Origin of the sequence: Xenorhabdus kozodoii (genome assembly GCF_002632875.1) — a bacterium.
GTDB lineage: Bacteria > Pseudomonadota > Gammaproteobacteria > Enterobacterales > Enterobacteriaceae > Xenorhabdus > Xenorhabdus kozodoii.
In genome coordinates this window covers 49,532-72,270 of the sequence record NZ_NJCX01000017.1, presented here as the reverse complement: position 1 = coordinate 72,270, position 22,739 = coordinate 49,532, and the positions used below count along the sequence as shown (strand labels likewise).

Below are 22,739 nucleotides of genomic sequence, written 5' to 3'. Positions count from 1 at the left end.
TCCGGTATTGCTTTGCTCACTGAGCATTCACCTTAACCGGTAATTGTTTCTGGAAATCTGACACATAATCGTAAGTTTTCCAGCCTTTCAGCTCTGCATATTGATGAACCGTGCCTTTTTTCCCCATAATTTGGGAAACCAGTGCTAATCCCTGACGCTTAAGAACGGCTTTTTCATAAAATGCAACAAGCTGTGCTTTGGTGACTTTCTCCATCGCTGCGATGGTTTTATCACGTGTATCAAATTTGAAGTTATTACGCCCAAAATCCGTATCAAAGCGGGCGACTTCTGAATAGAAGGTCTGTGGCGGCTCACGCATTTCGGTTAGCAGTGATTTTTTATACTGTTCAAACTCTGCCTCAGACATCGCTTTCAGCTTCTTATCCGCCTGTTGGTAGAAACTTTGGTAACGCTGATGCAAGTAATCCGGCTGTTTGCTGTTACTTTGCAACAAGAAACCCAATCCCCACTGGTGGCCTACATTTTGGTTGAACGCAAAAACTGCATAACCAAGCTGTTCTGTTGTCCTCAATTGATCATAGAACCACGGTGACAAAATACTACTTAACAAGCCGGAATAGACATATCCCTGGATACGGTCGTACCCCGTTGGAATAAAAATTTCTGCCAGCGCATTATCCGTGCTATTCGCAGTACCGTTGAAGTTAATCGCATAATTGTTGTCAATCACAATGCGCTCACCCGTCCACCATATCGTTCCTTGGTTAGCGAGCTGTTTCTGTGCGGATTGAACGATATCAATACCCTGCTGTTGGGTGAAATTACCGAAAACCAAAGCCTGTAAAGCCGAGTGTTGGATCATGCCCTGACGGTATTTCACGATATCATCAACAGTGATGGTATCCAGCACTTTCCGTTTTTCTGCCTGTTCAAAGTAAGGTACACCGGAGAGGCGGGAAATGGGTTGCATCGCCATTTGAAAAGCCTTGCCATTATTGGCGGCGTCCATTTGTTCCCGATACCATGATTTTGCCTGAGCCAGTTCCTCTTGGGTCGGTATAAACGAAATATACTGATCAATCACGGAAGTTAATAACTCTGGTAAATGTTGCGAATAGCCATTAACGCCGATTTTCAAACCATCAACATAACCGGTATAAACGCCCATTCCCCCAACCGATGCTTGATAGCTGAGCTGATCAAGGGCAAGTGCAGACAAATAGCCCAGTAAGGTATCGGAAACCTGATCTTTGATGTTCTTCAAGCCATTTGGCGTGCGCATCTCCAGTGCAATACTGCCCTTAGGTTCATCCGCAAAATATTGGCTCGGCATATACAGCAAGCGAACATTTGGCTTTTCCAAAATCATTTTAGGCTGTTCTTGGCTACCCGATGTTTTAATCAAGGATAAATCATCAGGAATGTAGGGATTCAACGCAGGCAAAGAGAATACGTCTGCCTGTGCCAGTTTTTTCCATGCCGATATCTGCTGGGGCGAGATTTTGTTGACTTGATATGGAGCCTGCACAAAATAAGCCTCTTTGTTATGTGGCTCTGTTGGGCTGATAAACCAGATGCGCGCATTTTCAGGCGTTAATTCATCTAAACGGTTGGCTATCGCTTTGGGATTGAACGCATCGGTCATATAACCCGCATCCAACACATGGGAGATAGGCAATACCAGCATGGCATCAGATAGCCCTTCAATGTAGTTCATATTCCGCACGATTGACGCATATTGGAACGATAAATTCAGAACCTTAGCCATTTCATCGAAATAACGCTTGTTGATCCCCTGTTGTTTTAGCCGGTTAATATAAGAAAAGATGGCGGCGATAACTTGATCACGATGTTCAAGTCCCTTATCCGTTAGCGAAACCGAAATATTAAATGTGCCTGAATTGCCATCCGTTTTGGGATTTGCCCCCGCATCAATACCTTCGATGAGTCCCTGCTTTTGCAACCAGTCAGACAAGGTATTTTGGCTGCGATTGCCAATCAAATACCCGACATATTCGTCGGTCTTGCTGCGAAAATCTGCACTGTTGTCAGCAATGCTAAACTCCAGTCGCAACGCTTTGTAGGGCTGGGCAGGGACATAATGGATGATGATGCCTTTTTCTTTGTCAGTGATTGCCGGGACGGTAATAGCCGGCACCGAAGCATGTCGGTTCGGAATACGGCCAAACGTTTCTGCCGCAATCTGAGCCAATTTATCGATGGATTGATTGCCATACACAACCCCCTTCATCAAATTGGCGGAGTAATAACGCTGGTAAAAATCAACCAAGGCAGTCTGTAATTTGCTGTCAGGTTTGTCTTTGAGTGTTTCTAAGTTTCCACCAGCAAAGCGGGCATTAGGGTGAGCCGAATTAATGGTTTCGGAACGAATTTGCCATAAACGATGCGCTTCACCCGCACGGGCAATGGTCATCTCATTGTCAACGGCGTGACGTTCACGATCGGCATTAACCGGATCCAGCAGAGGCTCAGCCAATGCATCGGCAAGGCGATCAACCGCTTCTGCTAAGGTGCCATTTTCAACTTCCAGATAGAATGCAGTACGATTGGCGGTGGTACTGGCGTTACGGCTGCCGCCATTTTTTTGCAAAAATTCAGCAAACCCGCCGGGTTGCGGGTAACGCTTAGAACCCATCAATACCATGTGCTCAAGATAGTGCGCCAGGCCAAGCTGGTTATCTGGATTATCCATATGACCAATCGGAAGTGATACGGCAGCCAATGATTTAATCGCTTTTTCATCAGAAACCAGCAAAACTGTCATACCATTTTGCAATTTAATGGCTTTATATTGACGAGGATCGCGATCACTTTTATGGATCGTCTCTGGCAATGGCTGCCAAAGTGATTGTGCATATCCAGTCATCCCAAAAAATAGCAGACAGAGCATCGTCATGATGCGGATAAGATATTTAGGCATAACCTAATATTCTCCCTAATTATTTAAATAGTGATCCATTAAAATAGCGTGCCATCGGCAGTAAATAACGCTGAGTTTCACGCTTCATTCGCTCCAACAGTGATTGATCAACTTGCCGGAAAGCCCGCTGTACATAGTGATCAGCGCCTTCCCCTTTTCTGTCATGTGCCCCTAACCAATGCTCCATCAATTTATTTTCAGCACTTTGTTGAGCCTCTTCGCTAAAATCGATTTCACGGGTTTCCTTATCAAAACAGTCAACCAGCCAGGCCCACCCGCTTCGACAAAATAAGGGAAGGGGTTCTGACATTCCTTGCAGATAACCCTCGATCATCTGGTTCAGATACTGTTTCGCCTCATCCGGTTTTAGCGGTAAGAAGCGATATTCTGACACCTTTTTATCTTCTTTCTCTTTTTTCCCTTTTTTATTCGTTCCATACATACGGCTTTCACTACTTCCACCTGAAAGGCAGTAGGCAAGATGTTCAATCCATAGTTGGATACCATCATTGGCTGTTAAGTTCGCGGGTCGCCAACGTAAAATGCCATCAGGCTGTACCTGATTAATTCTGCCGGTCAATTTCACTGTGTCTAATGGCTCATCGAGGTCAATGGCAAAAGAGTCTGTTCTCTCTTCACGTACCCTGGAGGCCAAAGGCTGCATGGTGCCCAGCTGTTCCATCCAATAAACCTCACCAAAGGCGCCATATGGCAACCCTCCTGACGCACGGAGATGGTGGAACAAAGATTCAGGCGCTCCCTGTTCTATCAGGATGCTTAACAGCAGTTGGTTAAATTGGTAGCGTTGCAGGTTATCCAGCACAAAAGGTTCTTCTTCCGGTAGCTCCATCTCTTCAATGACAAAATGCACTTTCAGCCGTTGCTGGAAAAACGCCCGAACAGGGTGGCGATAAAAGCGGATCAATTCATCTAAGGCGACTTCTTTTACCTCACTGCGATCAAACGCAATCGGCTGGCAAAAATCCGTTGCTAAAACTCCCTGCCGGGTTGCGGCAGGCAACCATTCTGCGGCATAACTCTGTAAATATTGGTCAGGTGAAAAGTTTTCGGTCGCGAAAGGGACGCGAGTATGTTGTGACAGCAAATGTTTTCTGACATTTTTGGCACTGTCATCAATATTCAACCTCTCATCACCCGATAAGCAAAAACTCTGGCAAATATAGTCCAGTAACTCGTTGACTAATACGGATGGATTGCTTTCAGTATCATCGCGAATCGATTTACCAATATAGCTAATATAAAGACATTGCTCCGCCGAAACCAACGCTTCCAGAAAGAGATAACGGTCATCATCGCGCCGTTTCCTGTCCCCTCGTTGCGTTTTTTCTGCCATCAGATCAAACCCAAGGGCGGGGAGGGTTCGCGGATAAACCCCATCATTCATTCCCAACAGGCAAACAACTTTAAAAGGAATGGAACGCATAGGCATCAGAGTACAAAAATTAAGGGCTCCAGCCAGGAAACGCTGGCTGATCTTCTCATCATCAAAACGAAGCGTCAGCTCATCGCGCAGTAACACTAAGGGGATGCGTTCTTGGTAATGTGCATTCAGGCCATTATCGATCACTTTTTGCCATTGTTGCGTAATCAGCGCCAGAACCAGTTCAATGTCATCATCCGCCGCAAAAAAAGTTTCCAACAGTTGCGGACATACCGCCAGCCAATCCACCAATCGCTGTTCTTCCCCCAAAATTTTCCGCCAGCGATTCAACTCCATTAAAAACTCAGCCAGTTGCCCCGCCAATTCGGCCGCCAGGCCACTGGATTCATCATAAGGCAACACATCGTTCCACGGCCCGACCTGGCTATCCATCGCATAACCCAATAGCATTCGTGTCAGGCCAAAGCGCCAGGTATTTTGCCCCGTGGCAGGCAAAGAAAGTGCTTCAATATTATCATCATCCAGCCCCCAGCATATTCCCGCTTCTTTTACCCAACGCCGCAATAAACGCAACCCGTCTTCCTGAATAGCAAATTTGTTGGCTAAAGCGGGGACTTCCAATAATGCTAATACCTGTTCTGCGGTAAATCGACTCTGTGGTAAATCCAGCAATGTAATGAATGCCTGTAAGACAGGGTGCGCCTGACGAGCTTTACGGTCAGAGATGGCAAAGGGGATATAACGATCATCCGGTGCATTGCCAAAAACCGCCTGGATATAGGGGGTATAATTATCGATATCTGCCATCATCACGATGATGTCCCTCGGTGTCAGTGAAGGGTCATCATCCAATAAACGCAGGATTTGATCTTGCAATACTTCGATCTCCCTCTGCGGGCTATGGCATGAATGAAACGTCAGAGAGCGATCAGCACAATCAAATGGGCGCTTTTGCAGGCTGTTTTTGAAGGTATCTTCTGTAGAACCAATCTGGGCATGATCTTCAAGATTAAGGATATCTTGCTGGATTTGGTGCAAGATAGAATCAGGCGTTAATTCCACAAAGGCATGAAAATCGGAATCCGGCTCCAATTGTGACAACAGGTAGAGGTGATCCCTTCCCAATTTACCCCAAGATGCCAACAGTGGGTTATTCAGCTCCTGTTCCCCTTCGGCATTAAAGAGCGATGAGGCTTCTTCTGGCTGTTTGAACCTTTCTAGCCATTGCTTGCTTTTATAATGTCTTGGCTTGCGGCTAGTTAATCTGGCAAGAAAGGCGTAACTCTGGATATCTCCCCAATAATATTGGCATGGGTTCGTGAACATAAGATGAATATCAATATGCTTACCTAATGCCTTCAAGACTTGCAGGTAAGCGGGAGGCAATACCGATATCCCACAGATAAAAATGCGGGGCGGGAGAGCTTCCAATGGAAAGTTTCCCTCTTCCAACGCCATGATAAATCGTTGGTATAAATTGGCGCGATGCCACAAAGGTTGTTGTCGCTGACGAGTGTATTCTGTCAGTTCAAACCATAGCCTTTTTTGCCACAACTGGTTACTGCCCAAGCCATCACTTAATTGCCCCTTTTCCCAGCCTTCTAACCACTGGGGGCGATAAACCAGATATTGGTCAAACAGATCGGCAATTCGGCCGGCGAGCTGGTGAATTTTGCGTTTATCAATATCGTGATCAAGGTAATGTCTGAGCGCTGAAAATTCCGGCTCCGTCAACAAATCAGGCAGTAAGGTCATCAATTTCCATTTCATGGCATCCTTACTGAAAGCACTTTCCTTGGGAATACCGGGCAACACTTGGGTAAACATCTGCCAGATAAAAGTGGCAGGCAAGGGAAATTCCATATTGGCGGCAATCCCCAGTTTTTCTGCCAACTGGATCTGCAACCACTGTGACATCCCTGGGCTTTGAACCAAAATCACTTCTTTGCCAAATGGGTTAGAAAGAGGGTTATCTTGGATCAATCTCGCCATCAACTCTTTAAGAAGATCGAGCTGATTTGAATGATAAACGCTAAACATCAATGCTCCCACTTGCACAAAACCAGCGTTCTAATTTACTGGGTTTATTGTAATGTACTGTCAGCTTAATCGTTACCTGATAGCATCCCCAAGCGCGAAATTCTCGCTGAACGTCCATTTTCCATTCCTGCGGTATAGCCGCCTCTTCGTCTGTTTTCTTCATACCAACCTGGCCTGCCAGATGCTCATACTGCTCCAATTGGTCATGGGCATATCGTACCGCCTTAAGCTGCCCCCAATATTGCTGGAAATTAGCTGACAAGGCTTGATGGTAACGCATTAACCCCAATAAAGAGATCGCAAATACGGCAGAGGCCACCATGACTTCGGGTAAGCTCATCCCCGCTTGTTGTCCAGATAAAGCCAATATTTTCATAAACAAAACTCTTCCTGATCAACAGGGCAAAAATCCAGCCAACCGCTTTCAATGGGGATCAGTTCAACAGGCATAAGTGTATCTTGGTTTAGGGGTTTCATCTGTTTCATCCATTGATAAAGTTCAAACTTCTCTCCCGATGTGAATTGAGCAATGCCTTTTAGTAGAAAAATATTGTCCAAATAGTGTCTTAGGCAGCTTTTCAAGTGAAATTCAGTTTGTTGCAGACAAGACCAGCTCCCCATTTCTTGCTGATTGAGAGACCATGATTGCACTTTTCCCCATGCCAGGGATGATTCTGCCTGCCCAAAAGCCTGCAAATAGTGTTGTTCATCTATCATCATGCGCATGGCACTTTCCTGTTGATAATGGAGGGATTTCAACATCATCAAACTCAACGCCAATAGCATCATTATCGATACCAGCAAAACATTTCCCTGTTGCTTATCTGCCATCTCTTTTTCTTTCCTTGATCTGTTTATTCCCTGATATTGCGCAGCCGAATTGTCGCTTGATGACGATAGACAACGGATGGGGATTTCAACCAATGAGCACCAATGGACAAAGTGACAAAAATCATGTCATCTTTTGCCCGTGATTTTTCAAGATGGAAGGTATCAATGACAATCTCTTTTGGATCGAATAGTCTTTCCCAGCCACTTTCCTGACAATCTTCTGCCCCTCTTTTCCACTCAAGTGCTCGATTATTTAAGCGATAACCAAAAAATTCAGATTCAATATGATCAGGTTTCTCCCATTGGTTATTTAAATTGAGATCAAAAGCAACAATAAAGCAGGAATCGGCGACTTCCCTATTTTTAGAGTTAATGATGAATGGATTTCCTTCACACTGTTTTCTCTCCCGACAATAACCTGCCCGCCGAATCTCTTTTTCCATCAAATAAGTTGTTCTATTCACCAAATAATGCAGTCTATATTTGCGATAGAGATCGAGTGTCTGACTCGATAAAACCGGATAGGTTTTTGTCATGGCAACAAAAATCACGCTACTGATTAGCAGGGCGACCATTATTTCTAATAAGGAGAACCCTGCCTGTTTTTGCTTGCAGCCGAAGAGAGTCAAAATCATGGGTTTTTTATTCCCTCACACTGAGGTAACTGGCTAAGTGTGTTACTGCATGTTCTGATCCGCCCACGGCCTGAAAGGATGATGTTAATATCACCCGCCGGATTGACCAGCGTGAAACTGGCGGGCAATGCGGTATTTCTGATCCCATAAAAATCAATGTGATCAGTTGTGGAAAAGGATAAAAACACCGCTTCGTGAGGAGAATAAACCCGTTCCCCATCGCCTTCATCACAAGCCGTTATTTGGGTTACAGAGGACACCAGGCACCAAGGCTGCCCGATGATTAACCACAGGGTACGATTTTGATTTAAATAACTGGCCAAAGCCTGTTGCCTCTCCATAAAAGAGAGCACATTGTGCACCGCGGATTGCAAATGCAGGCGATTTTGATATTTCCCCCAATGATACAACCCCCAGGACAAACTGATGGAGATGATGAGCATCGCTATCATGAGTTCTAATAAGGTAAATCCGTTGTGATTGTTAATGTATTTCATAATTCCTTGACGTCTATATCCCGCTCAATGTGGTCAAGGGGAATATCGACTATTAGAAGCGTAATGAACAGCGCCATGATTTAATTCTGCGAAGAGATTTGAATATAAAATAAAAATTTTATTTTGTTACATTTTAATTTCGAGATAGTTCACAAAATCAAGCCTGTATTTTTACCGGGAGAAATAAAAAAAAGAGTAGAATAACTATCTACTCTTTAATTATTCCATTTTGATTAATTTACCACCTTTATTTTTAACCCGAATTTTCTCCACTATAATTTAAATAAGGAATATATTGTTTTTTGGTATATTTAGTCGGTTTTTTAATAAAAACAAACAAAAGCATTAAATATTATTTTGCAAATAACAACTCCTTAAATAAAGAAGAAATTAAATAACAAATCGTGTATTAATGATCCTGGATTCTTCAAGGATATCATGACTTGCCTGTTTAATATTGGTTAATACGCAGGTACGTAACAACCATCTATCATAACCATCATAACGCGGTATAAACTCAGAACGGCCATGTACGCATCGATTATTATCAATGATAAGTAAGTCCCCTGCTTCAAGTGCAACCCAATATTTATGCTTGTTAGCAATCTTTTTGAGTTTATCAAGGACAAATTCCGCCTCAGAGTTAAGCCCTTTCATTAAATCTAAGTCATAGATCATATAAGGATCATTAGGATTTCCATAAAGAATTGACGTCATCGGGCCATTACCTTTTACTCCATTAGGGCTACCATAAGAATAATCTATTCCTGTTATAAAGAGTGGCTCAAACAATAATCGAATTTCCCTAAAAGATAAGTCACGGAGCATCATTTTAGCGCTTGCTATAAAGGTTCTAGCACTTTTTTCATGATCTTGACGTAAACAATATAGTAAAACGTAATCACACATTAATGGATGAAAAGCAATTTCCGTATGAAAATCAAGCTCCTTTTTTGAGCTTTCTGATGACAATAGAAACTCTTTTTTTATATTAGGAACCAAATTTTGGAATATGTTACCATTTTTTTCCTGTGAATACCCAACAGCATAACCAAGAAATTCTGAGACCATGGCTAACCATAATTCACCATAAAAATTACCTCTATCGGGATAATTTAATGCATGAGATGGGGTGGGTGGCAAAACATCATCAAAGTTTAACCCCTTTAATAATAATACACCATAATCATTACCATGGTTTTTAAAATTATATAAACTTTCTATGAGTTCTTGGTTAAGGAAAGTTATACGTTTAAAGCTTTCAGAAAGGAATTTATCTAAGTCATTATAAGGGCTATTTAACTTATCACCATAAAATCCTTTTCTAAGTAATTTCTCATTATCCACATAAATAATATGATCACCTTTAATTTCAGATAAATCACGGGTAGTATCTGGCTCTTTATATTTAATGATACTATTAGAAAAATTCATTCCAGATTGGAAATAAAATTCTCTTTGATCATTATCAATGATATCCCCAATCATTTTCTTTAAAAAAGCCTCATTTTCACATTTTGCAAAATAGAAAGAAGAGTAAGTATTCAGCAAACCTAAATAATAGAATTTTTTATTCCCTATCTCTTTTTTCACGCCAATGACAAAATCGTTATATTTTATAAAATCCTGCCATCCATCATAATCAACAAAATGCCTAACATAATTACCATGCAAATGGAATTCTTCCCCTTCGTAAATTATTTCAATCTCCCCATTAAGTTGATTTAAATAATTAAATTTTTTATTTTCAAACTCTATGTTTTTGGTAACAACATATTTATTCATAGAATTATTTTTAGCATGAGAATAAATATCCGACAAAGAAAATATAATGGATGACTTGGGTTGTTCTTCTAAATCATGCTGTGAAACATCATTGGTTGTAAGCAAGATATCAATATCACTTAAGGCATTTCCTTTTGACATGTAATAATGCATATTACATACATAAAAATTATAATACTTAAAAAAACAAACTACATTATAAAATGAATTTTTGGCAATATTGTTACCACCTAATTTATTATAAAAAGAATCATCATAAACAACACAAAGCCTTCTACCTTTCATTACCTAACCTCATATATAAAGATTATAATGGCATCAATTAATATTACATTGATGCCCCCATGACGCTATAGATAAATTCGGACAGAAATAACATATTACAGCAACAAGTCAATTACATAAAAATAGCACCGACTAACATAACAATCCCAAACAACAACAAAAAAACATTAGTTATCGATTCTATAATAACTTGAGACCTTCCTTTAAAAAATACATTCTGAACATAAGAAAGCGCATAAACAAATATAATCCACCACAAAACCCCAATGATAATATCAATCATCCCAAGTATGATAACTTGTTTAAGCGGAGGGAGTACCGGATTAATAAATTGAGGCAGAATACTGATAAAAAATATGGCCACTTTGGGGTTAAATACATTAGCTAATAATCCGACTAAAAAAGGATTCCTTTTCTGCTTAATGATCTCTTGTGAATCAGAAATTGACTGTTGTTGATTTTTATTGAGGTAAATCTCTCTTAATCCTGAACTCCCCAGATACACAAGATAAATGGCACCGATTATTTGTAACAGACTAAACGCGGTTTTCGATGTAGCCAAAATAACTGTAGCGCCTAATGATCCTAATACAAGATGAAAAAACAACCCTGATTGCACACCAAATGCCGTGATCATCCCTTCTCTCTTGCTCTTGAATACGCCTTTACTGATAACAGCCCAATCAGGGCCAGGAGTCAGGTAAGAGAGTAACGCTAATAGAATAAATACCGATAGCAATTCAAAACTGATCATATGTTATTATCTCAACTTACAGTGCGTTATAATCACGATATATTCATCACTTTCTCCTGGTTTTATTTCCACCTTAACATCCTGTATTTCTTTTGTATTTTTTATATGAGTTCCACCACATGGGATAACAACCGGATGATTTTCTACCGTACTTTTCCATAACCGTAAATTTTCAATGTCTTTTGATGTGTATTCAACCCGTACTTCACTCCCTGTTGCAAGCCAGTTTTTCAGGATTAAATTGATTTCCTCATTGAGGCTAACAATATTTTCCAGAAATGATGTTTTATCAAACCCTTTCTTTTTTATTGACTTACCAAACCTATATGTATCTATTGATTTTAATTCAGAAATTGATGACTTAAATATTGCTGCCTTATCTAAGTTATAGTTGCCCAAACTATCTGTATCATAATCTTTATTCCAATATTTATTGGCTGCTTTATTTAAAGCTAAAGACATAAAGTGAGCCATGCTATGCGCGGCGCTAACTTTATGTCTGGTTTCAGCATCAACCGATAATTTAACTTTTTCACCTACTATAGATTGACATTCCAGGCCATTTAGCGATTCCAGGTAGTGGGCTGGAATAAGTTTGTCTTCTATATTTAATTTATTGGGGATATCATGATCAATATAAATCTTCCCGTCAATGAAGATCGCAGAATAAGTCTTGACAATATTTAATTCATGGTTATTAAAGACGATAACCCCGACATCACTTTTTTGGTCACCCCACTTGTAGTTTTTGGGATAAAAAGGACTATTATTTGTAATAACGATATACCCATCATTATATTTGAATGCCTCGATGATCACTGCGTCTAAACTTAATTGCCCTGTCATAAATGATGATTCAATGACTGCATTATTTAACATGTCAATTTCTCCGACTGTTGATGTTATAAACAAACAATCTACTAATTGAACAAAAAATGTCAAGGCCTCAATGAGATGGGTGTACCATACGAAATGTGATTAATGAAAGGAATGATTAAGGTGGGTAAATACGTTTTCCACCCCCAGATTTGAGGATGGAAAAGGAGAATTAAATGGCAACTGGGGCTTTTATACCCGGATGCGGATCATAATCCACAATTTCAAAGTCTTCGAATTGATAATCAAACAATGAGTCTGGCTTACGCTTAATCACTAATTTAGGTAACGCGCGCGGCTCACGACTTAATTGCAGTCTGGTCTGTTCCAAATGGTTGCTGTAAAGGTGAGTATCTCCGCCAGTCCAGACAAAATCACCCACTTCAAGATCACACTGTTGCGCCATCATATGCACCAATAACGCATAACTGGCGATGTTGAATGGCAACCCTAGAAACACATCACAAGATCGCTGGTAAAGCTGGCAGGAGAGTTTGCCATCTGCGACGTAAAACTGGAAAAAAGCATGGCAGGGTGCCAGTGCCATTTTATCCAGCTCCCCAACGTTCCAGGCAGAAACGATAATCCGGCGTGAATCAGGATCACTTTTCAACTGCTCAATAACCTGGGTTAATTGATCGATTTGACGACCATCCGCAGCGCCCCAGGCACGCCACTGTTTACCATAAACCGGCCCCAAATCGCCATTTTCGTCTGCCCATTCATCCCAGATAGACACGCCATTATCACGCAGGTATTGGGTGTTGGTGTCGCCCTTCAAGAACCACAGTAATTCATGAATAATAGAACGAATATGGCAACGCTTGGTTGTGACCAAGGGGAAACCTGCTTGCAAATTGAAACGCATCTGATGACCAAAGATAGAGAGTGTTCCCGTACCCGTACGGTCATCTTTTGCTGTGCCTTCTTCCAGCACTTTTTTCATTAAATTCAGATACTGTTTCATTTTGCCTCTTGTACCTTGTTATTACGGTTATTGCGAGTTTTATTACCAGGGCATTTATATGCCCATACCATCATTATTATTCCCATTAAAATCATCGGGATAGAAAGCATTTGCCCCATACTTATCCCATCAAACAACCCAAGCTGTGCGTCAGGTTGGCGGAAAAATTCAACGATGATACGAAATGCACCGTAACCAATCAGGAATAAACCTGAAACGCTCCCCATCGGGCGCGATTTACGGATAAATACATTGAGGATGATAAATAATACGATGCCTTCAAGCACCATTTCATATAATTGTGATGGATGGCGGGGCAGGACACCATATTTTTCCAGAATAGGCCATAACGAAGGATCAGCGCTGGCCATGGCAATATCTTCACTGCGAGAACCTGGGAATAACATTGCCCACGGCGTATCAAGCGTAACCCGCCCCCACAATTCTCCATTGATAAAGTTACCGATACGCCCCATGCCCAAGCCAAAAGGAACCAATGGTGCAACAAAATCGGCGACTTGTAAGAAGTGGCGCTGAGTCCGGCGCGCAAACCACCACATGGCGCAGATAACCCCGATCAATCCACCGTGGAAAGACATTCCCCCATCCCAAACTTTAAACAGGTAAAGGGGGTTATCAAGGAACATTGGCAGATTATAGAACAGGACATAACCGAGGCGCCCACCGACAAAAACCCCGACAAACCCTGCATACAGTAGATTCTCAACTTCGGTTTTGTTCCAGCCACTGTTGGGTTTTGCCGCACGGCGATTTGCCAGCCACATAGCAAAAACAAAACCAACCAGATACATAAGACCGTACCAGTGGAGGGATACAGGCCCGATTGAAAAGATGACTGGGTCAATATTAGGAAATGCCAGATAGCTAGTGCTCATCGTTCCCCACTAAAATAATGTTGTGTGAATGAATGATATTGTGAACAAATGATCTTGTGTGAATGAATTATATGACTTGAATAGCTTAAGACAAATAATTGTAAATCATAACACAGGCAAGCGACTTGCTCCCACCCGACTATTTAGATTCAATACATTGGGCTCAATACACGCACACAGAAAATTTGCCATTTTTGTATCGCCTCCCTAAATCCCCCCGCGAATTAATCCCCCCAACCCCTGTGATTCCATAAACTCGGCTGATAATGCTTTGACCTCATGGCTGGTTTCGGCTTTCAATACCCATTCAATAAGCTGCTCCAGCTCTTTGGCATCCAAGTGTCGCAATAAATATTTGGTGCGCGGAACACTGCGACCACTCATACTCAGGCTACGATAACCTAAGCCAAGTAAGATGAGTGCCCCCATGGGGAGGCCGGCCATTTCCCCGCATATGCTAACAGGGAGATCAAGGCGCTGGCATTCATCAAAGGCCAGTTTCAACGCCCTAATCACCGCCGGGTGTAAGTTATCATACAGCGAAGCGACGTGGGTGTTATTGCGATCTACCGCAAGCAAATACTGGGTCAGGTCATTCGTACCAATAGAAACAAAATCAAGCCGTTGCCTTAATTGGGGCAGCAAAAAAAGGGTAGAGGGGACTTCAAGCATAATACCAATCTGGGGCATTGTGAGGGTATCGGCCAGCATTTGCTCTACCTCAACTTTCGCTCTTTCAATCAATTTTCGGGCTTCATCAATCTCGTCAATGCTGGTCACCATCGGCAACAGTATTTTTAAATTGCCCGTCTGTGCATTGGCTTTTAGCATCGCCCGAAGCTGGATCAGGAATATTTCCGGTTGATCCAGCGTGATGCGAATTCCCCGCCACCCCAGACAAGGGTTTTCTTCATTAATAGGCATATAGGGAAGTTGCTTGTCAGCGCCAATATCCAGTGTTCTCAACACCACCGGTTTATCAGGAAAAAGTTCCAGTATCTCTTGATAGCGGTTTTTTTGCTCATCTTCTGATGGGAAACCGCTATGCAGCATAAAAGGAATTTCGGTGCGATACAGCCCAATACCATCAATGCTATCTTCTATCTGCTGTTCATGTTTTAAACTCAAACCTGCATTGAGCTGCACCAGAACCCGTTCCCCGCTTTTTAGCCGTGCTTGCTTTTGCTGTTCATATTCAGCCAGCTTGCTGAGAACCTGTTCTTCCTCAATAATTTGTTGGTATTCCTGGGCGACCAGAGGCTCAGGTTCAATAAACACCTCCCCGCGATAACCATCCAGGATGAGTGTCCGATTGTGTAACAGCTCAGGCTGGATATCCGCTCCCATGATGGCAGGAATGCCCATCGCACGAACCAATATTGCAGAATGGGAGTGGGTCGCGCCATCCCGCACAATTACACCAACCAATTGATCTTCCGGCAACTCTGCCAACAAGTTGGCACTCAGTTCATCAGCAACCAGAATAAAGCGCTTTGGCCACTGCCTTGCTTCCGTGAAAGAACCGTTCAGGTGGAATAGCACCCGTTGGCCGATCGCCCGCAAATCCGATGCCCGCTCGCGCATGTAAGGATCTTGCAAACTGGCAAACTGTTCGGCATATTTTTCAATGACCGTTTTAACGGCCCATTCCGCCACAAAACCGTTATCGATGGAATAAAACAGATCCCGCTTGAGTTGAGGATCATTTAATAGATGGGAATAGAGATCAAAAATGGCGGCGCTTTCTTTCTGTGAACTCGCCGTAAAACGCTTACTGATACGACGGCATTCCGCCGTGGTTTCTTCAAGGGCAAAACACAATCTTGGGCGTTCAGCCTGATAATCCAGGGTTAATGCTTCAGTCACTTGTTCCAATAAAGGTTGGGAGCGATCTTGCCATCCCTGCGCCATGACAATACCGTTAGAAATGGCCAGTGCTTTAATACGCGTCTGACGATATTGGCCGAATAATCCTTTTGTTTGCGCCTGAGCAAGAACCGCAGCAAGCTGCATCGCCAAGGTCACCATGAAAGATTCTTCACTTTCATTAAATAGCCGTCGCTCATATTGTTGCACGACTAATATTCCCTGCAATTGGCGACGATAAATAATCGGTACACCTAAAAAAGCCCGCAAACGCTCTTCTTTGACCTGGGGAATATATTTAAAACTGGGATGGTCACGCACATCAGCGAGATTAATTAATTCAGATAAACGCCCGACTTGCCCCACAACGCCTTCATCAAAAGACAGGCTGATTGCTTGCCCTCTGGGTTTTCTCAACCCTTTGGTTGCCATCAGGTGATAACATTGCCGCCGATGATCGGCCAAATAGATAGAGCAGACATCTGTGCCCATTGCCAGACACGTTTCATTAACCAGTAGCTCAAGCGCTTCAGATAAATTAGCTGCCATCGCAACCTTTTCGACAATTTCCCGTAAGCGCATAAGCATAGCAATGACCTAACTTTTCCTACGGCGATATAAATAAGGTGAATGTAATAATGAAACAGGCTCCTGCGTTGACATCACAATCGAAGAGAATTCTTTCATCACGCGGCGATACACGTCTCGTTTAAAAGAAACGACCTGCCGGACAGGATACCAATAACTGACCCAACGCCAACCATCAAACTCCGGTGCCTTACTGCGCTGCACATTAATATCGGCTTCGTCACACAATAACTGCAATAAAAACCAACGTTGCTTTTGCCCAATACAGACGGGCTTTGTATCCCAACGCACCAAACGCTTGGGTAATTTGTAACGCAACCAACTCCGGGTCGAGGCGAGAACCCGGACATCTTTGCGACTTAAACCAACTTCTTCGAACAACTCGCGATACATCGCTTGCTCTGGTGATTCCCCTGGATTGATACCCCCCTGAGGAAACTGCCAGGAATGTTGCCCATAACGGCGGGCCCACAGAACTTGCCCTTGGCGATTACAAATTACAATTCCTACATTCGGGCGGTAGCCATCATCATCGATCACCAGACTACCTCTCGATATAACAAATTTAAAAAGATAGCTAATTGTTTCACACTCACCTCAAGCGGTAAACCTCTATGATTGGACTTTGCAGATGTCACCGAAGTCTCTACAATACCGCCATCTCAACGGGGTGCGGCTGTTGCAAAACAGGACTGCTGAGAACAAACCCGTCGAACCTGAACCGGTTAGTACCGTCGTAGGGATTTGAGCCGCTAATCATTGATATCACAGATGTAATTTTCATTTAGCTCCTTCTCAGATCCTTTGCCATCTGCTAATGACAGACATTGATCATTAATTTTTTAACCATCAATATTAATAATTATTGATGTTGCATCTATTAATATTTGTAATTATTTATACGTGCAACTAAAGGAGCGCAAAGTGTTTAAGAAATTATTTTATCGCTTTATTGCTATCAGCATGCTGTCTATTTCCCTCCCTCTCTTCGCCCAGACAGCCCAAATAAAACCAACTTTGACCGTTTACACTTATGACTCATTTGCCTCTGAATGGGGACCAGGGCCTGCCATCAAAAAAGCCTTTGAAGCAGAATGTCGCTGTGAACTGAAACTTGTGGCATTGGAAGATGGGGTATCTTTGCTGAACCGTTTGAGGATGGAAGGCAAAAAAACCCCCGCCGATATTATACTGGGACTGGATAACAATCTGATCCAAGCCGCCCAGCAAACCGGGTTATTCACACCAAGCCACGTCGATACCTCACACCTGAAATTACCCATCGCATGGAATAATACGACGTTTATTCCTTACGATTACGGCTATTTTGCCTTTATTTACAACAAAAACACCCTGCCTCATCCACCCAAAAGTATGGATGAATTAATCAATAGTCACCAGAATTGGAAGATTATTTACCAAGATCCCCGCACCAGCACCCCAGGCTTAGGGTTACTGCTCTGGATGCAAGATCTCTATGGCGACAAGGCCGCTCAGGAGTGGCAGAAAGTGGCCAAAAAAACCCTCACGGTCACGAAAGGCTGGAGTGAAGCCTATGGGCTGTTTTTGAAAGGCGAGGGGGATATGGTGCTGAGCTATACCACATCACCGGGCTATCACATTATGTCAGAGAAAAAAGATAACTACGCTGCCGCCATCTTCAAGGAAGGCCACTACTTGCAGGTTGAAGTGGCCGCCCAGTTAGCCTCAAGCAAACAGCCAGAATTGGCACAAAAGTTCATGCGTTTCATGATTTCGCCAGCATTTCAGCAAGTGCTTCCCACCACCCAATGGATGTATCCCGTGATTGATATTCCCTTGCCGGAGGTTTTCAACCAACTTCCCGTTCCTGAAAAATCTTTGCTATTCAACGCAGATGATGTCGCAAAACACCGTACACAATGGATCCGTACATGGCAAAGCGCTGTAAGCCGTTAATCGCGGGCTGGTTATTGCCGGGGGTAATTGCCTCCGGCCTGTTAATTCTGGTTGCCCTGGCCGCATTCGGGACGCTGTGGCTCAATGCGCCTGACAGCCATTGGCAAATGTTTTTGAATGACGGCTATCTTTGGCATGTGATTCGATTCACTTTCTGGCAGGCCTTCTTATCTGCCGTCTTATCGGTCATCCCCGCCATTTTTCTGGCACGGGCGCTTTACCGACGCCATTTTCCCGGCAAGACACTTTTTCTGCGCTTATGCGCCATGACATTGGTTCTTCCTGTTTTGGTTGCCCTGTTTGGTATCCTCACGGTTTATGGTCAAGCCGGTTGGTTAGCCCATATTGCCCAATGGGTAGGCATTGAATATCGTTTTACACCTTATGGGCTACAGGGAATTTTGCTGGCACATATTTTCTTCAATATGCCAATGGCAACCCGATTATTGCTGCAATCGCTGGAAAATATTGCCATTGAGCAGCGCCAACTCGCCGCCCAGCTAGGGATGAGTGAATGGCAACATTTTCGTTTTATCGAGTGGCCTTATCTGCGCCGCCAAATTTTACCGACTGGCGCCCTGATTTTTATGCTGTGCTTTGCCAGTTTCGCGACTGTCCTTGCCCTTGGCGGTGGCCCGGCGGCAACGACCATTGAACTTGCCATTTATCAGGCTCTCAGTTACGACTACGATCTTGGTCATGCCGCCCTGCTTGCCTTGATACAGCTTTTTTGTTGCCTCGGTTTGGTGCTCCTTAGCCAAAAACTGAAAGGCGCACTTGCCGTGGGTTATGGGCACCAACAACAATGGCGTAATCCACAGGATTCATGGTGGCAAAAATTATCGGATGGTTTACTGATTGGCTTGGCGTTACTGCTGTTATTTCCCCCGTTATTGGCGGTGATCGTTGATGGCCTGAACCGTGATATTTTGGGTGTCTTAAGCCAACCGGCTTTATGGCAGGCTCTTGCAACTTCGATCATGATTGCGCTGGGTGCCGGGCTGCTGTGCGTTATTCTCACCATGATGTTGCTATGGAGCAGCCGCGAATTACGCTTACGTCATTCCCCGCGCTGGGGACAGGCGATGGAAACCAGCGGGTTGTTGATCCTCGCCATGCCGGGCATTGTCCTTGCCACCGGCTTTTTTCTCCTGCTGAACACCACTTTGGGTATACCTCAAGCCCCTTACGGGTTGGTTATCCTGACCAACGCATTGATGGCGATCCCCTACGCCTTAAAAGTCTTGGAAAACCCAATGCGCGATCTGGCAGGGCGTTACAATCCGCTCTGTCGCTCCTTAAATATTCAAGGCATTCAGCGCCTGTATTTGATCGAGTTTAAAGCATTAAAAACGCCATTGGCGCAGGCATTGGCTTTCGCCTGTGTCTTATCCATTGGGGATTTTGGCGTGGTCGCCTTATTTGGCAATGAAGATTTCCGCACGTTGCCTTATTACCTTTACCAGCAAATTGGGGCATATCGCAGTCAGGAAGGGGCAGTGACCGCATTCCTGCTGCTGCTACTGTGTTTTATGTTATTCACTGTGATTGAACGCTTACCGAGCCGACGCCATGATTAAACTTGAAAATGTCATTTATACTTATGAACACTTTGCCATGCATTTTAATGTAAGCGTAAAAGCCGGTGAACGCATTGCGATCCTCGGCCCAAGCGGGGCGGGGAAAAGCACATTACTCAGTTTGATGGCGGGTTTCCAGTTTCCAGAACACGGTGATATTTGGCTGGATGGTGTAAACCATACGAATACGTCCCCTTCCAGACGACCGGTTTCGATGTTATTTCAGGAAAATAACCTGTTTTCCCATTTAACCATTGCACAAAATATTGGCTTAGGATTACATCCTGGCTTGCGGTTAAGTGCAGAACAAAAGGAAATGCTGCAACAAATTGCCGCCCAGGTGTCGCTGGAGGCGTGTTTATCGCGCCTGCCCGCCCAACTTTCTGGCGGGCAACGTCAGCGAGCCGCGTTGGCACGTTGTTTAGTCCGCCATCAACCGATTTTATTGCTGGATGAACCCTTTTCAGCACTTGATCCGGCTTTACGCAATGAGATGCTGGCGTTGCTGGATCAAATATGCAGTGAACGCCAAATCACGCTATTGATGGTGTCCCATCATCTTAACGATGCCGCCAAAATCGCTCCGCGTTCTTTGCTGATTGTGGATGGAAAAATTCATTACGATGGTGCAACGGAAAAGTTGGTGAGTGGGGAAGCGGCTGAGGCGGTGATTTTGGGGATCGGTTGATTTGAATAAAGGCAGGAAGATCATGGTAATCTGCCTGCCTTATTATGGGTATCACGCAATAATGAACTATTATTTATGTATCTACCTATAACCTAGTGGCCGTTTAAACGGCCACTCATCCAATACCTCTTTATTGATTGTTTTTTACGTCCCCTAATGCCACTTTCCGATAAACCACTAAATTCTCGCGATCGCGATTTGGCCGATGTCCATGCCAAAATAGTGCCATTCCCTCAGGGGCTGGGGCTATTTCTTCGGATAAGACAATCAACCAATCACATTTTTCAGGCGTTTCAAATTGACTCTGTTGTTGATGCAAAACCTGGGCAAAGTAATACAGCATGGGCGCTTCAGATTCCCCAATATAATACGATGCCATACAGTCATTATCTTTATACACGTCGGCTAATTTCTGTTTTAGGTCAAGAAATGTCCCTTTATATCCCTTGGTGTAATCAATCCAGCCAACAAATAACGTAAACACTAATCCCCAAACCGTAGCGATACCCAAAACCCAAGTTTGGGCAGCGCGTAAGGCCGGGGATTTAGCAAGAAGACAATTTTTGGCTATCCATACCATCGTTATCAAGGCAGCGATAACGACAATAAATCCCGAAAAATGCATCTGATAATCCATTGGCAACCATCGGCTAAACGGGGTTAGCCAATGTTTATAATCAGGGGAAAGGGATAAAAAATAGCACGTCCATAAAAATAGGATCAGGGCAGACCAAAATAGGGAAGAAAATAGGGTGAAATATTTATGAGCGATTTGCGGTATTTTAATAAAAATGCCTGTCGCCAAGATCGCCATGGGGGCAATAAAAGGCAGTAAATATAATGCCCGGCCAGAGGCGGATATTTGTAATAACACCACCCCTAATACAACAAAAGCCGCACACAGGAAATAATGTTTATCCGACAAAATTTTAATTGGATTTGTCAATATGAAGATAAAAGCCAATATTCCCGATGGCAAGGCAAACAGTAACACCGCCTCAGGGATCATGGTTAAATTTCCCCTTGCCCCAAGATCATCCACGGAAAAACCTAAAAAGCGGCCGATATTGTTATCCCAAAGCCAGATCTTAAATAAATCAGGATGTTCAATCAGTAACATCATTGGCCAAGGCAGGATTAAAACCAGCGCAATGATGCCTGAGAATAAAGCATTTAGCCAATATTGTCGGGTTCGACAATGCTTAAGGAAAATAGGCGCCAGAATAAGGCAACACCATAATAATCCCGGAATAAACACCCCTTTTGATAAAAGGGTTACCGCCGTGCCAATAATTAACCATAAACAGGAATACGCGGTTTTTTCGTTTTTGATGAGTCCCAATAAGCCATATAACCCGATAGTGGTTCCTGTCATCAATGCGGTATCAGTAAACATATCGTGGCTGTGACGAACCAATCCGGGGGCGCTGGCATATAAAGCAAACGCTATCCATATTCGATGGTCTGTAAAGTTTTTGACATCAAATACGCGACGCGCCAACAAAATAAAAAAGGAAAAATTGATCACCGAAAAAAATAACGAAGCGGTTCTGGCGGCATCGTGCATTGGAAGCCAAGGGGATAACAAATGAATAAATGAAGCGGCCGTCCAATAATATAAGGGCGGTTTTTCCATAAAAGGCTGCCCCGCGTTCATTGTGACCAACCAATTCCCTGTTTCATACATGGTATGAATCATGCCGAAACTGTAATTTTCATCTTGTTTCCAGGGCGTATGTCCATAAACACCCGGTAATAAATACAGTAACGTGAAAGCGATAAATAAGAGTAAGGCTTTAATATCTGTTTGAGTCAGTTTATTGGGGGTATTCATCAATATTTACCAGATGTCATTAATGTTTAATTTTTTCAGTAAAAAATCGAGGGGATATTACCCAATTAAACATAACAACAAAAGTGACTTATATAATAAAAAACAATTCATATTCCTGATAATTTAATAGAGTGAGTATCCCCGCTAAATAACACGTAAAAATTTCAGGACACTCCCTTATTGTTCCTCGTGGAGGAACAAGGATATATACCCATCGCCTTTCAAGATGCGTCTTATATTTCCCCCGCAGCGCAGGGAGATATCAGGCACATTTTGAAAAGCGTCAGGTATATAAAAAATAATCTAACACAAAATACTGTATAAATAACCATAAGCAATGCTATGATTGAAATGACCCCGTCACTAAATTTGTCT

Annotated in this window: 17 protein-coding genes and 1 riboswitch; of the genes, 3 read left to right on the top strand and 14 right to left on the bottom strand. The window is 43.1% G+C overall.

Annotation, left to right across the window (positions count from 1 at the left end):
• Positions 1–16: 16 nt before the first annotated feature.
• The 13 genes from ptrA to rppH form a co-directional block, all read right to left on the bottom strand.
• Complete coding sequence (gene ptrA, locus Xkoz_RS12605) at positions 17–2,902, bottom strand: pitrilysin (RefSeq protein ID WP_099142496.1); 2,886 nt, start codon at positions 2,900–2,902, stop codon at positions 17–19.
• Between the two features lie 19 nt (positions 2,903–2,921).
• Positions 2,922–6,344, bottom strand: a complete 3,423-nt coding sequence (gene recC, locus Xkoz_RS12600; RefSeq protein WP_099142495.1) for an exodeoxyribonuclease V subunit gamma — start codon at positions 6,342–6,344, stop codon at positions 2,922–2,924.
• Complete coding sequence (locus Xkoz_RS12595; RefSeq protein WP_099142494.1) at positions 6,337–6,720, bottom strand: prepilin-type N-terminal cleavage/methylation domain-containing protein; 384 nt, start codon at positions 6,718–6,720, stop codon at positions 6,337–6,339. The genes recC and Xkoz_RS12595 overlap by 8 nt, the downstream gene beginning before the upstream one ends.
• Positions 6,717–7,175 carry a YgdB family protein gene (locus Xkoz_RS12590; protein ID WP_099142493.1) on the bottom strand — a complete coding sequence of 153 codons (459 nt, stop codon included), beginning with the start codon at positions 7,173–7,175 and terminating at the stop codon, positions 6,717–6,719. The genes Xkoz_RS12595 and Xkoz_RS12590 overlap by 4 nt, the downstream gene beginning before the upstream one ends.
• A 23-nt stretch (positions 7,176–7,198) precedes the next feature.
• The gene (locus tag Xkoz_RS12585; RefSeq protein WP_099142492.1) at positions 7,199–7,810 is read right to left on the bottom strand and encodes a prepilin peptidase-dependent protein; all 612 of its coding nucleotides are present in this window, start codon (positions 7,808–7,810) and stop codon (positions 7,199–7,201) included.
• Entirely contained in the window at positions 7,807–8,307 is a 501-nt protein-coding gene (locus Xkoz_RS12580) for a prepilin peptidase-dependent protein (protein ID WP_244183471.1), read from the bottom strand. Before Xkoz_RS12580 ends, Xkoz_RS12585 begins: the two co-directional genes overlap by 4 nt.
• A gap of 390 nt (positions 8,308–8,697) precedes the next feature.
• Positions 8,698–10,377 (bottom strand): TauD/TfdA family dioxygenase, encoded by a 1,680-nt coding sequence (locus Xkoz_RS12575; protein WP_099142490.1) that lies wholly within the window; start codon positions 10,375–10,377, stop codon positions 8,698–8,700.
• Between the two features lie 112 nt (positions 10,378–10,489).
• A complete protein-coding gene (locus Xkoz_RS12570) occupies positions 10,490–11,131 on the bottom strand; it encodes a LysE family translocator (protein ID WP_099142489.1) in 642 nt (213 codons plus the stop codon).
• A 6-nt stretch (positions 11,132–11,137) separates the two neighbouring features.
• Positions 11,138–12,010 carry an alanyl-tRNA editing protein gene (locus tag Xkoz_RS12565; protein WP_244183470.1) on the bottom strand — a complete coding sequence of 291 codons (873 nt, stop codon included), beginning with the start codon at positions 12,008–12,010 and terminating at the stop codon, positions 11,138–11,140.
• 169 nt (positions 12,011–12,179) lie between these two features.
• Positions 12,180–12,974, bottom strand: a complete 795-nt coding sequence (thyA, locus tag Xkoz_RS12560; RefSeq protein WP_099142488.1) for a thymidylate synthase — start codon at positions 12,972–12,974, stop codon at positions 12,180–12,182.
• Complete coding sequence (gene lgt / locus Xkoz_RS12555) at positions 12,971–13,870, bottom strand: prolipoprotein diacylglyceryl transferase (RefSeq protein ID WP_099142487.1); 900 nt, start codon at positions 13,868–13,870, stop codon at positions 12,971–12,973. Before lgt ends, thyA begins: the two co-directional genes overlap by 4 nt.
• A 207-nt stretch (positions 13,871–14,077) precedes the next feature.
• Positions 14,078–16,324 carry a phosphoenolpyruvate--protein phosphotransferase gene (gene ptsP, locus Xkoz_RS12550; RefSeq protein ID WP_099142486.1) on the bottom strand — a complete coding sequence of 749 codons (2,247 nt, stop codon included), beginning with the start codon at positions 16,322–16,324 and terminating at the stop codon, positions 14,078–14,080.
• A 9-nt stretch (positions 16,325–16,333) separates the two neighbouring features.
• Positions 16,334–16,864: an RNA pyrophosphohydrolase gene (rppH, locus tag Xkoz_RS12545; protein ID WP_099142485.1), complete on the bottom strand. Its 531-nt coding sequence runs from the start codon at positions 16,862–16,864 to the stop codon at positions 16,334–16,336.
• Between the two features lie 116 nt (positions 16,865–16,980).
• A riboswitch (TPP riboswitch) is annotated at positions 16,981–17,085 on the top strand.
• 163 nt (positions 17,086–17,248) lie between these two features.
• Between rppH and thiB the strand changes: the two genes are divergently transcribed.
• From thiB to thiQ, 3 genes are read left to right on the top strand one after another with little or no spacing between them, the layout of a single operon-like run.
• The gene (gene thiB / locus Xkoz_RS12540) at positions 17,249–18,262 is read left to right on the top strand and encodes a thiamine ABC transporter substrate binding subunit (protein WP_099142484.1); all 1,014 of its coding nucleotides are present in this window, start codon (positions 17,249–17,251) and stop codon (positions 18,260–18,262) included.
• The gene (thiP, locus tag Xkoz_RS12535; RefSeq protein ID WP_099142483.1) at positions 18,238–19,842 is read left to right on the top strand and encodes a thiamine/thiamine pyrophosphate ABC transporter permease ThiP; all 1,605 of its coding nucleotides are present in this window, start codon (positions 18,238–18,240) and stop codon (positions 19,840–19,842) included. The genes thiB and thiP overlap by 25 nt, the downstream gene beginning before the upstream one ends.
• Entirely contained in the window at positions 19,835–20,530 is a 696-nt protein-coding gene (thiQ, locus tag Xkoz_RS12530) for a thiamine ABC transporter ATP-binding protein ThiQ (protein WP_099142482.1), read from the top strand. The genes thiP and thiQ overlap by 8 nt, the downstream gene beginning before the upstream one ends.
• A 130-nt stretch (positions 20,531–20,660) precedes the next feature.
• On the opposite strand, the gene Xkoz_RS12525 is transcribed toward thiQ, so the two are convergent.
• A complete protein-coding gene (locus Xkoz_RS12525) occupies positions 20,661–22,364 on the bottom strand; it encodes an ArnT family glycosyltransferase (RefSeq protein WP_099142481.1) in 1,704 nt (567 codons plus the stop codon).
• Positions 22,365–22,739 lie beyond the last annotated feature (375 nt).

Coding starts and splice junctions, on each gene's coding strand:
- Xkoz_RS12595 (WP_099142494.1), bottom strand. CDS start 6,720: ATGAAAATATTGGCTTTATCTGGACAACAAGCGGGGATGAGCTTACCC.
- ptsP (WP_099142486.1), bottom strand. CDS start 16,324: ATGCTTATGCGCTTACGGGAAATTGTCGAAAAGGTTGCGATGGCAGCT.
- Xkoz_RS12525 (WP_099142481.1), bottom strand. CDS start 22,364: ATGAATACCCCCAATAAACTGACTCAAACAGATATTAAAGCCTTACTC.
- ptrA (WP_099142496.1), bottom strand. CDS start 2,902: ATGCCTAAATATCTTATCCGCATCATGACGATGCTCTGTCTGCTATTT.
- Xkoz_RS12590 (WP_099142493.1), bottom strand. CDS start 7,175: ATGGCAGATAAGCAACAGGGAAATGTTTTGCTGGTATCGATAATGATG.
- Xkoz_RS12570 (WP_099142489.1), bottom strand. CDS start 11,131: ATGATCAGTTTTGAATTGCTATCGGTATTTATTCTATTAGCGTTACTC.
- Xkoz_RS12565 (WP_244183470.1), bottom strand. CDS start 12,010: ATGTTAAATAATGCAGTCATTGAATCATCATTTATGACAGGGCAATTA.
- recC (WP_099142495.1), bottom strand. CDS start 6,344: ATGTTTAGCGTTTATCATTCAAATCAGCTCGATCTTCTTAAAGAGTTG.
- Xkoz_RS12575 (WP_099142490.1), bottom strand. CDS start 10,377: ATGAAAGGTAGAAGGCTTTGTGTTGTTTATGATGATTCTTTTTATAAT.
- thiQ (WP_099142482.1), top strand. CDS start 19,835: ATGATTAAACTTGAAAATGTCATTTATACTTATGAACACTTTGCCATG.
- thiP (WP_099142483.1), top strand. CDS start 18,238: ATGGCAAAGCGCTGTAAGCCGTTAATCGCGGGCTGGTTATTGCCGGGG.
- lgt (WP_099142487.1), bottom strand. CDS start 13,870: ATGAGCACTAGCTATCTGGCATTTCCTAATATTGACCCAGTCATCTTT.
- Xkoz_RS12585 (WP_099142492.1), bottom strand. CDS start 7,810: ATGATTTTGACTCTCTTCGGCTGCAAGCAAAAACAGGCAGGGTTCTCC.
- thyA (WP_099142488.1), bottom strand. CDS start 12,974: ATGAAACAGTATCTGAATTTAATGAAAAAAGTGCTGGAAGAAGGCACA.
- Xkoz_RS12580 (WP_244183471.1), bottom strand. CDS start 8,307: ATGAAATACATTAACAATCACAACGGATTTACCTTATTAGAACTCATG.